This window comes from Bradyrhizobium guangdongense, assembly GCF_006483445.1.
GTDB lineage: Bacteria > Pseudomonadota > Alphaproteobacteria > Rhizobiales > Xanthobacteraceae > Bradyrhizobium > Bradyrhizobium guangdongense_A.
In genome coordinates this window covers 15,427-29,291 of record NZ_PPPT01000030.1, presented here as the reverse complement: position 1 = coordinate 29,291, position 13,865 = coordinate 15,427, and the positions used below count along the sequence as shown (strand labels likewise).

Below are 13,865 nucleotides of genomic sequence, written 5' to 3'. Positions count from 1 at the left end.
ACAGGCCGAGGCGCTGGCCGAGCGGATCGCGGTTCAGGCCGACGGCACCATGACGCTCAATCTGCCGGAGAGCCTGGAAGATCTCTATTCGGAAGCCTATGGCCGCTACCAGTACGACATTCGCGACGCCGACGGCCGCGTGCTGTTCTCCTCGCACCACAACAAGACGCCGGTGACGCGGTCGGAGGTGATCTCCGGCGCCAGCGTCAGCCGCATCGTCGACGGCAGGGCGGTGCGGATTCGCGTCGCCGAGGACCTCTCGCACCGCGACGTCATCATCGACGACATCGTCGCCAATTTCTTCCGACGTGTCGGCTGGATCACGATTCCGATCCTGCTCGTGCTGCTCGCCACCGACATCATCATTTTTCGCCGCGCGATCGCGCCGCTCGTCAGGGCCTCGGAGGAAGCCAGCAATATCGGCCCGGCGCGCACCGACATCCGCTTGCCGACCGGGCAGATCCCGCGCGAGATCGTGCCGCTGGTCACCGCCGTCAACCAGGCGCTCGACCGCCTCGAGGACGGCTTTCGCGTCCAGCGCCAGTTCACCGCCGATGCGGCGCATCAACTGCGTACGCCGCTGGCGATCCTGCGCAGCCGGGTCGAGACCCTCAGCGACGGTGCCGCGAAAGCGGCGCTGCTCACCGACATCGAAGGCATGAGCCGGATCGTCGCTCAGCTCCTGGAGATCGCCGAGCTCGACATGCTGGTGCTCGACCCCGGCGAGACCGCGGATTTGCGCGCGGTCTGTGCTGAGGTGATCGGATCTATCGCGCCGCTGGCGCTCGCCCAGCACAAGGACATTGCGCTCAAGGGCACCGACGCCGCCGTCAACATCCGCGGCAATTCCGAGATGCTGCAGCGGGCGATCTTTAATCTTGCGGAGAACGCCATCAAGTTCACGGCGCGCGGCACCGCCGTCGATGTCGAGGTGCGCGACGACGGCTCGGTACGGGTGCGCGACTCCGGCCCCGGCATCGTGGAGGCAGAGCGTGACCTGATCTTCCAGCGCTTCTGGCGCGCCGACCGTCAGCGCTCGGATGGTGCAGGGCTCGGGCTCTCGATCGTGCGCGGCGTCGCCGAAGATCATGCCGCGACGGTTGCGGTGGAAAACCTACCCGGCGGCGGCGCCCAGTTCACGCTGAGCTTCCGCCTCGCCGAGCCTGCGTCCGCCGCGGCCGGCTGATTACTTCAACTTGCCGGTGGACAGGTCCATGATCATGCGCGTGGCCAGGTAAAGCCGCGGCACGATGCTGTTGATCTGCACATATTCCGCATCGTTGGAATGCGCCCCAAAACCCGACAGACCCATGCCTTCCACAACGGCGCCCTTGGTTTTCAGCGCGGCAAAGGCGGCGTCGGTGCCGCCGCCGGTGGCCTTTTCGTCCACCTTGAGCGGGAGTCCGATCTCCCCGTAGATCGTCTTGCCGTAAGCAGCCACGCGGCGTGAGGCCTCGTTGGCCTCGAGCGGCGGGCGCCGCACCTCGAATTTCAGCGCGACCTTGGAGTCCGGCAGCAGGCGATTCTTGATCTTGTCCTGGAGCATCTTCTCCAGTTCGTCGAAGTCCGACACCTTGAGCGCGCGCGCGTCGGCCTGCGCGGTGGCTTCGGCAGGGATCACGTTGCGGTTGGTGCCGGCCTTGGACACGGTCCAGTTCAGCTTCAACCCCTGCTCGGGCTTGGACAGATCCTTCATCTGCAGCACCTGGTGCGCGAGCTCGTAGAGCGCATTGACGCCGCCTTCGGGCCGCGAGCCCGCATGCGACGACTTGCCCTGCACGGTGAGATAGGCCGAGCCGATGCCGCTGGTGGCGAGGCGCAACGTGCCGTCGCTGCCGCCGCCTTCGAACGAGAACACGACATCCTGCTCGGCGGCGAATTTGGTGATGGTGCTGCGCCAGCCGGGCGAGCTGATCTCCTCGTCGCCATTGGTGAGCACGGTGAGCGTGCCGTAATCCCTGAAGTTCAGCTTCTGCAGCAGCGCCATGGTGTGGAGGATCAGGGCGACGCCCTGCTTGTCGTCGGCAATGCCGAGCCCATAGGCCTTGTCGCCGTCGATGCGGAACGGTTGATCCCTGAGCATGCCCTTTAGGTACACCGTGTCCATGTGGGCGATCAGCATGATCTTCTTGCTGCCGGTGCCGTTGAAGACGGCGTGCACGGCCGGACCGATTGTCCCGGGCGTGTCGTCTAGGCGGTAGATGTCGGTTGCTTGCAGGATCTCCACGGTGCCGCCGAGCTGCTTGAGCTGGCCGGCGACGCGCTCGGCGATCTGGTTCAGGCCTTCGATGTCCTGGCTGCCGGATTCGATGCTGACGAGATCGCGCAGCGTGTCGAGCAGCGGCTGCTGCTCCTTCTGCGCCAGAGCGTGGATATCGGCGAGCGGCTCGGCATGCGCGACGGTTGCGGCACATGCCAGCCAGAGCGACGCGATCAACGGACGAACGAGCGAAGGGGCAGGGTGCGATCGGAACATGCGCGACGGTCCGTGGGTTGGGGGACGGTCCGGTATGCTCCCGTTTTCGGTGCTTGTCACCCGCGCCATGCTCCGCTTGGAGCGGCCCATGACGCGAGGACGGTAAGCGCTACTTCTGCGGCGGTCCCAAATCGAGCGGCGGCAGCTCGATTTGCGGCACCTCGATCTTGACCTTGCTGAGGTCGACATCGATCGGCTTGTCGAGCAGGGCCGTTACGACGACCGGGAAGGCGATCACGATCGCCACCATGATCGCTTGCAGACCGATCCAGGGCAGGGCTCCCCAATAGATGTCGGAGCTCTTGACCTCTTTCGGCGCAACGCCGCGCAGATAGAACAGCGCGAAGCCGAACGGCGGATGCAGGAACGAGGTCTGCATGTTGACGCAGAGCATGACACCGAACCAGATCAGCGCGGCATCCGGCCCCACGACTGGTCCCAGCACCTTCTGCGCGATCGGCGCGACCATCGGGAGGATGATGAAGGCGATCTCGAAGAAGTCGAGGAAGAACGCCAGGAAGAAGATGAAGAGGTTGATAAAGATCAGGAAGCCCCAGACGCCGCCGGGAAGCGAGGTCAGATGGTGCTCGAGCCAGACGCCGCCGGAGACGCCGAGAAACACCACCGAGAAGCAGGTCGATCCGATCAGGATGAAGACCACCATGGTGGAGAGGCGCATGGTCGATTGATAGCCCTGCTTGATCAGGTCGCGCAGGTCGGGGATGCGGACGGCTTCGAGACACAGCCAGACGACGGCGAGATAGACCACCGCGAAGGTCAGCTTGAACAGCTTGCCATCGCCGAAGAGTATGCCGATGATCGTGCCGATGCCGGTGGCGATGATGCCGACGATGAGCACCTTGTGCCCGTGGTTGCTCAGGTCCTTGTGGTGGATGGCGGCGAGGACGATGGCGCCAATGGCGCCCATCGCGCCGGCTTCGGTGGGCGTCGCCAGACCCAGCATCATGGTGCCCAACACCACGAAGATCAGCACGGCCGACGGAATGATGCCCATCAGGCATTTGCGCCAGAGCGGCCAGCCCGTCAGCGTCCGCGCGTCCTTCGGAACTGCCGGAACGTGACTTGGCTTGAAGATGCCGAGGAGGAACGTGTAGCCGGCGAACAGCGCGATCTGGAGCACCGACGGCCCCCACGCGCCGAGATACATGTCGCCGACCGACTTGCCGAGCTGGTCGGCCATCACGATCAGCACCAGCGATGGCGGTACCAACTGGGTGATGGTGCCCGATGCAGCGAGCACGCCGGTGATGTAGCGCACGTTGTAGCCGTAGCGGAGCATCACCGGCATCGAGATCAGCGCCATGGCGATGACTTGCGCCGCCACCGTGCCGGTGATCGCGCCGAGGATGAAGCCGACGATGATGACCGAATAGCCGAGGCCGCCGCGGATCGGACCGAAGAGCTGGCCCATGGAATCCAGCATGTCCTCGGCCAGGCCGCATCGCTCCAGCACCGATCCCATGAAGGTGAAGAAGGGGATCGCGAGCAGCAATTCGTTGGAAAGCACGCTGCCGAAGATGCGCCCGGGGATCGCCTGGAGGAAGTTCATGTCGAAGAAGCCGAGATAGATCGACAGGAAGCCGAACGACAGGCCGAGCGCGGCGAGCGTGAAGGCCACCGGGAAGCCGATCAGCATGGCCAGGATCAGACCGCCGAACATCAGCGGCGGCATCATCTCCAGCGTAATCATTGCAGCGGCCTCTCGTATTTCGCATCGATCATGACGTAGCCCTTCAAAGCCGCCATGCGCTTGATCACCTCGGAAACGCCTTGCAAGGCCAGGAACACGAAGCCCACGGGGACGACGGCCTTGATCGGCCAGCGGATCAGGCCTCCGGCATTGCTCGAGATTTCACCGACGGAGTAGGCCTGCATGAAGAACGGCCACGACAGATAGGCGAGCAGCAGGCAGGACGGGATCAGGAAGAACAGCGTTCCGATCAGGTCGAGCCAGAGTTGGCCGCGCTCGGACAGCAGCAGATAGAGAATTTCGACGCGAACATGCTCGTTCTTCTTGAACGTATAGGAGGCGCCGAACATCACGAAGACGGCGAACATGTACCACTGCAATTCGAGCCAGCTGTTGGAGCTGTAGCCGAATGCGTAGCGGATCATGGCGTTGCCGGCGCTCACGACGCAAGCCGCCAGAACGAGCCAATTGCAGATGCCGCCTAGTTTCTCATTGATGAAGTCGATGGCGTTACTCACCGCCAGCAATGGACGCATCTTACTTTTCTCCGCCGCGGCCTTCGGTTCATGGGGCGCAATTGCGCGCAACGCTCGACCGCCGTGCGTGAGACACACGGCTTTGACGACCAGTCGTCCGGAGCGATTGCAGCGACAGTCCTCCCCTCGTGCCTTGCCGTCTTGTCGTCGCCCGCAACCGGGCGCACCGGCTTATGGCTGCCGGGCATGCAAAGGCGCCTGCACCATTTCAGCGGGTTGCGGCGCCGTCAATCGGAAAATGGACAAATTGACGCGCACTCAGCGGCTTAGGTTAGCGCGAACGGAGTTGCGCGATTCTTAGCCGCCGGTGACGCTCATATGCCTGGAGACGCTCGGGCGGTTGTGGCGGCGATCGATGATGAAGTCGTGGCCTTTCGGCTTCAGGCCGATCGCGCGGTCGATCGCATCCGAAAGTAGTATATCGTCGCCGGATGCGCGCAACGGTTTGCGCAAATCCGAGGCATCCTCGTGGCCGAGGCAGGTGTGCAGAGTACCCGTGCACGTAATGCGAACCCGATTGCAGGACTCGCAGAAATTGTGAGTCATCGGCGTGATGAAGCCGAGCTTGCCGCCGGTCTCGGAGACGCTGACATAGCGCGCCGGGCCGCCGGTGCTTTCCTCTAAGTCTGTCAACGTGAATTGCTGGGCGAGGCGCGCGCGCACCAGCGACAGCGGCAGATACTGGTCGATGCGGCCGGTCCCGATCTCGCCCATCGGCATCACCTCGATCAGCGTCAGGCCCATGCCCTTGCCGTGGGCCCATTGCATCAGCGAGGGGATCTCGTCCTCGTTCAGATTCTTCAGCGCGACCGCGTTTATTTTCACGGCGAGGCCGGCGGAACGGGCGGCTTCGATGCCTTCCAGCACCTTGTCGATCTCGCCCCAGCGGGTGATGGCGCGGAACTTCTGCGGATCGAGCGTGTCGAGCGAGACGTTGATGCGGCGGACGCCGCAGTCGGCGAGCTCTTTGGCGTGCTTCGCAAGCTGCGTGCCGTTGGTGGTCAGCGTGAGTTCACGCAACGCGCCGCTGTCGAGATGGCGCGACAGCGAGCGCACCAGCGACATCACGTTGCGGCGGACCAAAGGCTCGCCGCCGGTGAGCCGCAGCTTCTTCACACCCTTGGCGATGAAAGCGGAACAGAGCCGGTCGAGCTCCTCAAGCGTCAGCAGGTCGGCCTTGGGCAGGAACGTCATGTCTTCCGACATGCAGTAGAAGCAGCGCAGGTCGCAGCGATCGGTCACGGACACCCGCAGATACGTGATGGTCCGGCCGAACGGGTCGGTCATCGCACTGGTCAGCGGGGAGTGGGCACTCAACGCGGGTCCGTTCATTCAAGCCAAGCCTTGTCTCGCGCCGCTTGTGCAGCAGGGATACTTTAAAGGCAATCTAAGCATCGCCCGATGCAAGGACAATCTTGCGCTGCACGCTCTCTAGCGCTGGGGGGCCGCGGCCGCCGGAGGAGCCGTGTTCGGATCGGGGAACGGCGAGGCGGCCGGTGCGGCGGCGGCCGGCTTCGGCTTCTTCGGCTTTGGCCGGTGCGGTTTCTTGACTGGTTTCGGCGGGACTGCGGGTGCCAGTTGCGCAAACACCGGATTTGGATCTGTCGTGACGGACGCCGGCGTCGACCAGTCGCCGGGGTTTTTGATGACGTTCACGGGCACGCTGGCCGGCTGGTGCCTGGCCAGGGCGTAGCTGACCGTGAAGGGGAGGTCCGGCGCCGGGATCGTCACGGAACAGGGGGTCTTGCAGCCCGGGCCGAGCGAAGTGACGGCGTCGGCGCCTGGGGGGCTCGATTCGAGCTGGACCTGGACGGTCGGAGGGGCCGACTTGAACATGTCCCACGAGACCGAGGAACAGCCGCCGAGGCTGACTGCTGCAATGGCACTCGCGATTACTCGACGCATGACCATCCACTCACACCTGCGGCGAACCGCCACAATCCCCGAAGCAGACCATAGGAGCCTCGGTTCAGCGGCGCAACGGGCGGGAGGTGTATAGTTAATCGATGGTTAACGGCGGAATGATAGGAATTCCATCGTCTTATCAGCCTCTTACCGGGGGGGCTTGGCCGGCATCAGGCTGCGTGCCGCCTCGGACAGGTCCCGCATGTGATGGATCAGCCTATCCGGCTTGAGTTCCGCGATCGGGACGTCGGTGTAGCCAAAACTGACGCCGATCACGGGAACCCCGGCGCGCCGGGCCACGCCGACATCGGTTCCGGCATCCCCGACCATGATGCTGGCGGCGACCTGGCCGCCGGCCCGGGCGACGGTCTCGCGGAAAATGGTCGGGTCAGGCTTCTGGACCCCAAAGGTGTCGGCGCCGCAGATCGCGGCGAAGCGCGCCGTCAGTCCCAATTGGTCCAGCAGCCGCTTGGACAGCCATTCCAGCTTGTTGGTGCAGACCGCGAGGCGGTGGCCGCGTGCCGAGAGATCGTCGAGCGCGGCCTCCAGCCCCTCGAACGGGCGCGATTCCACGGCGATATTGTCGGCGTAATAGGCGATGAAATCGGCCGTCATGCGGTCCATGTCCGCCACGGTCACGGTGCGGCCCTCGGCCTCGAGCCCGCGTTCGATCAGCTTGCGCGCGCCGGCGCCGATCATATTGCGGGCCGATTGCATCGGCACTGGTGGCAGCCCTTCGCGGTCGAGCACGTGATTGAGCGCGGCGATGAGGTCGGGCGCCGTATCCACGAGCGTGCCGTCGAGATCGAAGACGATGGTGTGGGGAGAGGTCATCTGGATGCGCTACCGGTCCGGCGGCGCCCGTGCAAGCGGCGCGGCCATAAGATCTGCTTATAGACCTGTTCCCGGGCTCAAAACGAGGCTAGACAGACCGCCGCAAAGGACCTGTTTCGGCGGGACCCCATTAAAGGGCAGGCGCGACGTGGACATGGATCAACTGAAGCGGCAGGCGGCGGCACGCGCCCTCGAAGAGGTGCGCGACGGCATGCAGCTCGGGCTCGGCACCGGCTCGACCGCAAAGCATTTCGTCGAGCTGCTCGGCGAGCGCGTGCGCGCGGGCCTCAAGGTCATCGGCGTGCCGACGTCGGAGGCGACGCGCGCCGACGCTGAGCGCTGCGGCGTGCCGCTGACGACGCTCGACGATGTCGACCATCTCGACCTGACCGTCGACGGCGCCGACGAGATCGACCCCGCCTTCAACCTGATCAAGGGCGGCGGTGGGGCGTTGTTGCGGGAGAAGATCGTGGCGGCTGCCTCGGATCGCATGATCGTGATCGCCGACGACAGCAAATGGGTCGCAACGCTGGGCCGCTTTCCCCTTCCGGTGGAAGTGATCCCGTTCGGGTTTGGGGCGACACGGCGGGCCATTGAGAAGGCATTTGCGGATTGCGGCGTTTCCGGGCAAATGGCGGTCCGCAAGGCCAAGGACGGCCACGTTTTCGTCACCGATGGTGGCCACTGGATCGTGGATGCCCATCTTGGTCGGATCGAGGATCCCCCACGGCTCGCCAAGGCCTTGAGTAGGATCCCCGGGGTGGTCGAGCATGGATTGTTTATCGGCCTGGCCGGCACGGTCGTGCTGGCGGGCGGCGGCGGAATCCGCGTGATTGAACGGCGCTGAGCCGCCAAAAGGAGACTACGAATGAAGAGCGTTTTGAAATTCTTGCCGGCTGCAACTCTCGCCTTGGGTTTGGCCTTCGGCGCCGTTCCGGCAGCGGCCCAGCAGAAGGCGTCTCCGGCAGCCATCGCGGCCGCCAAGGAAATTCTGGTCATGAAGAGCGCCGACAAGATTTATGCGAACGCCGTTCCCGGGACGGTCGAGCAGGTCAAGGGCAGGCTGATCGCGCAGAACCTCAACTACCAGAAGGACCTCAACGAGCTGGCACCGGTGGTGGCGAAGCAGCTCGCCGGCCGCGAGAAGGAGATCGGCGACGGCATGGCGCAGGCCTATGCCGCCCAGTTCACCGAGCAGGAGCTCAAGGATCTCGTGGCATTCTACAAGTCTACGCTGGGGCAAAAGCTGATCAACTCCGAGCCGCGCGCGATCGAACAGGGCATGGCCTTCACGAATTCTTGGGCGCAGAATTTTGCCGAGACCGTCGCGAGCGCCTTCCGCGCCGAGATGAAGAAACGCGGCAAGGAAATCTGACGAGAGCCTGAGAGGGCCGAACAAGGACGTTAGAGGTCGAGGGACAGAATGGCTGAATTCGACGTCGACCTCTTCGTCATCGGCGGTGGTTCGGGCGGCGTGCGCGCCGCGCGCATCGCCGCCGGGTACGGCGCCCGCGTGACGATCGCGGAAGAGTATCGCATGGGCGGCACCTGCGTGATCCGCGGTTGCGTGCCCAAGAAGCTGTTCGTGATCGGCTCGCATGTCCGTCACGAGATCGAGGACGCCGCCGGCTTCGGCTGGAGCATTCCGCAGGCGACGTTCGACTGGCCGACGCTGATCGCCAACAAGGACAAGGAGATCGCGCGGCTCGAGGCGGCCTACACCACCAATGTCGAAAAGTCCGGCGCGCGCATCGTCAAGAGCCGGGCGGTGATCGAGGACGCTCACACCGTTCGCCTGCTCGAGAACGACAAGAAGATCACCGCCAAATACATTCTGATCGCCACGGGCGGCGCGCCCAACCATGGTGCCGTCATTCCCGGCATCGAGCACGTCATCTCCTCGAACGAAGCCTTCCATCTCCCGAACCTCCCGCGGCGCATCGTGATCCAGGGCGGCGGCTACATCGCGCTGGAGTTCGCCGGCATCTTTGCAGGCTATGGCTCCGACGTGACCGTGATCTATCGCGGCGACAACATTTTGCGCGGCTTTGACGACGACGTCCGCGCCCATGTCCGCAGCGAGATGGAGAAGAACGGCATCACCATCCTGACCGGTTGCACCGTCAACCGCGTCGAGAAGCACGGCAGCGATTTCACCACGCATCTGTCGAACGGATCGAGCATCGCCTCCGACCAGGTGATGTTCGCGATCGGTCGCCATCCGGCGGTCGCCAATCTCGGCCTGGAGAAGGCCGGCGTCGCGATCAACCCGAAGAACGGCGGCATCGCCGTCGACGGCTTCTCGAAGAGCTCGGTGGACAGCATCTACGCCATCGGCGACGTCACCCACCGCTTCAACCTGACGCCGGTGGCGATCCGCGAAGGCCATGCCTTCGCCGACACCGTGTTCGGCAAGCGCGAGGTGAGGGTGGACCATGCCGACATTCCGACCGCCGTGTTCTCGCAGCCCGAGGTCGGCACGGTTGGCCTGACCGAGACCGAGGCGCGCGCGATATACGACCGCGTCGACATCTACAAGGCGACGTTCCGTCCCATCAAGGCGACGATGTCCGGCCGCGACACGCGCGTGCTGATGAAGCTCGTCGTCGATGGCTCGTCTGACCGCGTGCTCGGCTGTCACATCGTCGGCGATGCCGCCGCCGAAATCGTCCAGGCCGTTGCGATCGCCGTGAAGATGAAGGCGACCAAGGCCGATTTCGACGCGACGATCGCGCTGCATCCGACGGCTGCCGAAGAGCTCGTCACCATGCGCACCCCGACTGCACGCCACGTGCGCCAGGCGGCGGAGTAAGCCTTCGGGGTTCCCGCGGCGGCTGGTCGCAGCCTGTCCGGCTTGAATCCGGCGGTCTGACCTATATTTCCATTAGCAACAGAATCCGGGCCCCTCTGGCGAGGACGTCGAACCTGTTCGGCCACTCGTGATGTCGGATGACCTGTTCCGCGCATGGTTTGCGTGGGATCGGCTGTCCGATGGGCTCCTGCAACGTGTCTTTGCAATGCCGTCCGGCCGGCCATCCCAAGCCTCCCAAGCGCGGTAAGTCGCAAGCTTGAGGAGCACATGATGTCCGACGACAATCGTTCCACCCCGATTCTGGGTGAGATCACCGAACCTTCCAGCCTTCATGAACAGGCCGCCGCGGCGCTGGTGATTGCCGGCGCGCTGGTGGCCGTGGCCGACCGCCGCGTCGATGCCGTCGAGCGCGACGAGGTGATCCGCTTCATCAGGAATCGCGGACTCGCGCCGCATCTCGACGAGCAACGGCTCGAGGCGATGTTCGACGAGCTGGCCGAGCGGCTTGACCGGCCGGACTTTGCCAATGTCGTGATCGACACGCTGCGGCCGGTCTCCGATCTCGCCATCGCCTCGCATCTCGTCGATCTGTCGGAGCGCGTCGCGGCCGCCGATGACGACGTGCATCCGCACGAGGTGCAGGCGATCAAGCTTCTGCGCCTGCTCACTTTGGTGCTCCCGCGGGCGAAACCTGTGGCGGGCCGCAGCGTTTCCGACAAGCAACTCGCGTCTGGAGATACGACATGACCGCAGTTTCCGATGACCGCACGCAACCGCGCACGAGCGCTGCCGACGAACCCGCCGGCGGAGATGAGCGCCTGGACGCGCTCATCGGACGGTTGCCGCCGCGCGTCGGCGGCGCCGTGAACTATCTGCTCAAGCCGTCCAACCGCTGGATCAGGATTCCCTCCGGCGCGCTGCTGGTCGCAGGCGGCGTGCTGTCCGTGCTGCCCCTGCTCGGCATTTGGATGCTTCCCCTTGGCCTCGCGCTGCTGGCCGAAGACGTGCCGGCGCTGCGCGCATCGCGTTCGAAGGCGCTCGACTGGATCGAGCGTCGCAAGCCGGAATGGCTCGCGCCTTCGACGCCGCCTGATGAAAAGACATGATGGAATTCTTCACGGCTGACGCGCTCACTGCGCTATTTCAAGTCATCCTGATCGATCTCGTGCTCGCCGGCGACAATGCCGTCGTCATCGGCCTCGCCGCGGCGGGCCTGCCGGCCGACCAGCGCCGGCGCGCCATTGTCGTCGGCATCGCGGCGGCGACCGTGCTGCGAATTGCCTTCGCCGGCGTCGCGACCCAGCTTCTTCAGGTGCTCGGACTGTTGCTTGCGGGTGGCGTGCTGCTGCTCTGGGTGTGTTGGAAGATGTGGCGCGAGCTGCGCGAGCAGGCTTCAGCTCACCCTGAACTCGCCTTCGGCCATGCCGGCGGCGGATCGTCGGGAGCTGCCCCGCGCAAGACGTTTCGTCAGGCCGCGATGCAGATCATTGCCGCCGACGTCTCGATGTCGCTCGACAACGTGCTCGCGGTGGCGGGTGCGGCGCGCGAGCATCCCTTTATCCTGGCGTTCGGGCTGTTGCTCTCGGTCGCGCTGATGGGCGTTGCCGCCGACTTCCTCGGCCGTCTCCTGCAGAAGCAGCGCTGGATCGCCTATGTCGGCCTCGCCATCATCCTCTATGTCGCCTTCGACATGATCTATCGCGGCTCGATCGAGCTTGCCCCGGTCATAGCAAGCCTCTGAGTCCCGTTTTCTCATCGCAATCTGGAGTAATCAATGACGTCCGAACCGCCGGCGAGACTGGCGCGCCCAAAACTCGGCCTGTTTCCGAGCCTGATCTTTGGCTCACGCTGGCTGCAACTGCCGCTCTATGTCGGCCTGATCATCGCCCAGGCGATCTATGTGCTGCTGTTCGGCAAGGAGCTCTGGCATCTCTCGGCCCATTGGTACGACGTCACCGAGCAGCAATTGATGCTGACCGTGCTGGGCCTGATCGACGTCGTCATGATCTCGAACCTGCTGGTGATGGTGATTGTCGGCGGCTACGAGACCTTCGTGTCCCGCCTCAATCTGCGCGGTCATCCGGACGAGCCGGAATGGCTCAGCCACGTCAATGCCAGCGTGCTCAAGATCAAGCTCGCGATGGCGATCGTCGGCATCTCCTCGATCTCGCTGCTGCGCACCTTCATCGAAGCCGGCAATCTCGGCACTACGCGCAGCAATTTCACCGAGCAGGGCGTGATGTGGCAGGTCTTGATTCACCTGACCTTCATCGTCTCGGCGGTCGGGATTGCCTGGGTCGATCGCCTCGGCGAGCGGCCGCAGCATCAGAATGGCGGGCACTGAGGACGTCGGTCGAGAGCCTTTTCCGTTCCGATGGAATCGGAACGGGGCTCTAGATTCTTGTTTCGACGCGTTTCCTTCACGCGAACCGGTATCCACTTCGCTGGAAAACGCTCTAGCGCAAGCGGCCCTGCGCCAACGTTTCCGACGGCATCTCGCCGAACGTCGCCTTGTAGCTCTTGGCGAAGTCGCCCATGTGCCAGAAGCCGTTGGCGAGCGCGGCCGCCTTGACGCTGAGGCCCGCGTTCGCGGTCAGCAGCAGTTTTCGCGTCGCCCATAGCCGTTTCAGCCTGAGATAATGATGCAGGCTCAGCCCGTGAACGGCTTGCGTTGCCGATTGCAGCGTCCGCACGGAGACGTCGAGCGAGACCGCGAGATCGTCGCTGTAGAGCGGGGTGCTGCCGAGCAGGTCGACGCGCTCGTCGAGCCGTGCCATCAGCTTGCGGTGCCTGTCGAACGAACCCGGCCGCGCGCGCCGCACGCTGTCGGGAACGAGGACGGTGTCGAGGCCGGCGAGCAGCGTTTCCTGGATCGGGCGGTTGAGGGCTTCGAACTGCCTGGCATCGTCGCAAGCGGATGCGACGCAGAACATGTCCAGGAACGCACCGCGCAGACGCTGCATCTGTTCGGCCTTCATGCGGTAGAAGGCGAGCCCGATGTCGAAATCCGCCCAGCCGCGATGGCGCATGTCGGAGTTGAAGCGCAGCATCAGATAGGTGTTCGGATGTTGCTCGCTCACTTGCGTCGGGATCTTGCCGCGCATCGTTCCGATCATGGAATTGTCCATCTCGCAGCCGTTGACGATGGTGTGAACGGCGATCGGAACGATCAGGCCGATGCCGTGCGAGGCGCCCATGTCGGCCTCGAGGCGCCGGGCGAAGGAGCGCTGCATCACGAACAAGCCGTCCTGAAGCGGAAGGATGGCACGCGAGAACGAGAAGTTCCGCTCATCGAGCGGCTTGCTCCTGCCGCCGCCGAGCACGTCGTTGGGACGGAACGCCTCGAAGTCGTTGAAGTGTTCGATCGACAGGATTCGCGATGGCTTGAGCCAGCGGACAGGCATCTCTTCTTCGTCCCACGGGTGAACCGGCGCGCAGTGGCGGCAGGCCGCGCGCCGGATTGCGCGAAGCGGACGACGGCCGTCACGCTTCCGTTGCTTTCAATGCGCCCGGCGCCTGGCGCGGGCGAGTGAACAGTCTTTTTGTTGTTTTGGCAGTTGCCGAGGCAACAGCCAGGGCGCTTCCCTGGAC

General features: G+C 64.4%; 15 protein-coding genes. 8 read left to right on the top strand and 7 right to left on the bottom strand.

Annotated elements, in window-relative coordinates:
* Window positions 1-1,186, top strand: a 1,186-nt coding sequence (locus tag C2U70_RS04825; RefSeq protein WP_140976720.1) for a sensor histidine kinase, incomplete at its 5' end; no start/stop codon positions are given.
* On the opposite strand, the gene C2U70_RS04820 is transcribed toward C2U70_RS04825, so the two are convergent.
* The 6 genes from C2U70_RS04820 to C2U70_RS04795 form a co-directional block, all read right to left on the bottom strand.
* Complete coding sequence (locus tag C2U70_RS04820; RefSeq protein ID WP_186294066.1) at window positions 1,187-2,476, bottom strand: M20/M25/M40 family metallo-hydrolase; 1,290 nt, start codon at window positions 2,474-2,476, stop codon at window positions 1,187-1,189. It lies immediately after the preceding gene.
* Window positions 2,477-2,585: 109 nt separating this feature from the next.
* The gene (locus tag C2U70_RS04815) at window positions 2,586-4,187 is read right to left on the bottom strand and encodes a TRAP transporter large permease (protein ID WP_140976718.1); all 1,602 of its coding nucleotides are present in this window, start codon (window positions 4,185-4,187) and stop codon (window positions 2,586-2,588) included.
* Window positions 4,184-4,723 (bottom strand): TRAP transporter small permease subunit, encoded by a 540-nt coding sequence (locus C2U70_RS04810; protein ID WP_140976717.1) that lies wholly within the window; start codon window positions 4,721-4,723, stop codon window positions 4,184-4,186. Before C2U70_RS04810 ends, C2U70_RS04815 begins: the two co-directional genes overlap by 4 nt.
* A gap of 297 nt (window positions 4,724-5,020) precedes the next feature.
* Window positions 5,021-6,055, bottom strand: a complete 1,035-nt coding sequence (moaA, locus tag C2U70_RS04805; RefSeq protein ID WP_140976716.1) for a GTP 3',8-cyclase MoaA — start codon at window positions 6,053-6,055, stop codon at window positions 5,021-5,023.
* A gap of 99 nt (window positions 6,056-6,154) precedes the next feature.
* Window positions 6,155-6,628, bottom strand: coding sequence for a hypothetical protein (locus C2U70_RS04800; protein ID WP_186294065.1), 474 nt, complete (start codon window positions 6,626-6,628; stop codon window positions 6,155-6,157).
* Between the two features lie 147 nt (window positions 6,629-6,775).
* Complete coding sequence (locus C2U70_RS04795; RefSeq protein ID WP_140976714.1) at window positions 6,776-7,462, bottom strand: HAD family hydrolase; 687 nt, start codon at window positions 7,460-7,462, stop codon at window positions 6,776-6,778.
* Between the two features lie 148 nt (window positions 7,463-7,610).
* Here C2U70_RS04795 and rpiA point away from each other — a divergent pair, with 148 nt between their 5' ends.
* From rpiA to C2U70_RS04760, 7 genes are all read left to right on the top strand, one after another.
* Entirely contained in the window at window positions 7,611-8,309 is a 699-nt protein-coding gene (rpiA, locus tag C2U70_RS04790) for a ribose-5-phosphate isomerase RpiA (protein WP_140976721.1), read from the top strand.
* Between the two features lie 21 nt (window positions 8,310-8,330).
* The gene (locus tag C2U70_RS04785) at window positions 8,331-8,837 is read left to right on the top strand and encodes a DUF2059 domain-containing protein (protein ID WP_140976713.1); all 507 of its coding nucleotides are present in this window, start codon (window positions 8,331-8,333) and stop codon (window positions 8,835-8,837) included.
* Between the two features lie 48 nt (window positions 8,838-8,885).
* On the top strand, window positions 8,886-10,274 hold the full coding sequence (gene gor, locus C2U70_RS04780; protein ID WP_140976712.1) for a glutathione-disulfide reductase: 1,389 nt from the start codon (window positions 8,886-8,888) through the stop codon (window positions 10,272-10,274).
* A 270-nt stretch (window positions 10,275-10,544) separates the two neighbouring features.
* On the top strand, window positions 10,545-11,021 hold the full coding sequence (locus tag C2U70_RS04775; RefSeq protein WP_140976711.1) for a TerB family tellurite resistance protein: 477 nt from the start codon (window positions 10,545-10,547) through the stop codon (window positions 11,019-11,021).
* A complete protein-coding gene (locus C2U70_RS04770) occupies window positions 11,018-11,380 on the top strand; it encodes a hypothetical protein (RefSeq protein WP_140976710.1) in 363 nt (120 codons plus the stop codon). Before C2U70_RS04775 ends, C2U70_RS04770 begins: the two co-directional genes overlap by 4 nt.
* Window positions 11,377-12,015 (top strand): TerC family protein, encoded by a 639-nt coding sequence (locus C2U70_RS04765; RefSeq protein WP_140976709.1) that lies wholly within the window; start codon window positions 11,377-11,379, stop codon window positions 12,013-12,015. The genes C2U70_RS04770 and C2U70_RS04765 overlap by 4 nt, the downstream gene beginning before the upstream one ends.
* Window positions 12,016-12,048: 33 nt before the next feature.
* Window positions 12,049-12,618: a TIGR00645 family protein gene (locus C2U70_RS04760; RefSeq protein ID WP_140976708.1), complete on the top strand. Its 570-nt coding sequence runs from the start codon at window positions 12,049-12,051 to the stop codon at window positions 12,616-12,618.
* A gap of 112 nt (window positions 12,619-12,730) precedes the next feature.
* On the opposite strand, the gene C2U70_RS04755 is transcribed toward C2U70_RS04760, so the two are convergent.
* Window positions 12,731-13,678, bottom strand: a complete 948-nt coding sequence (locus C2U70_RS04755) for an AraC family transcriptional regulator (RefSeq protein WP_140976707.1) — start codon at window positions 13,676-13,678, stop codon at window positions 12,731-12,733.
* Window positions 13,679-13,865 lie beyond the last annotated feature (187 nt).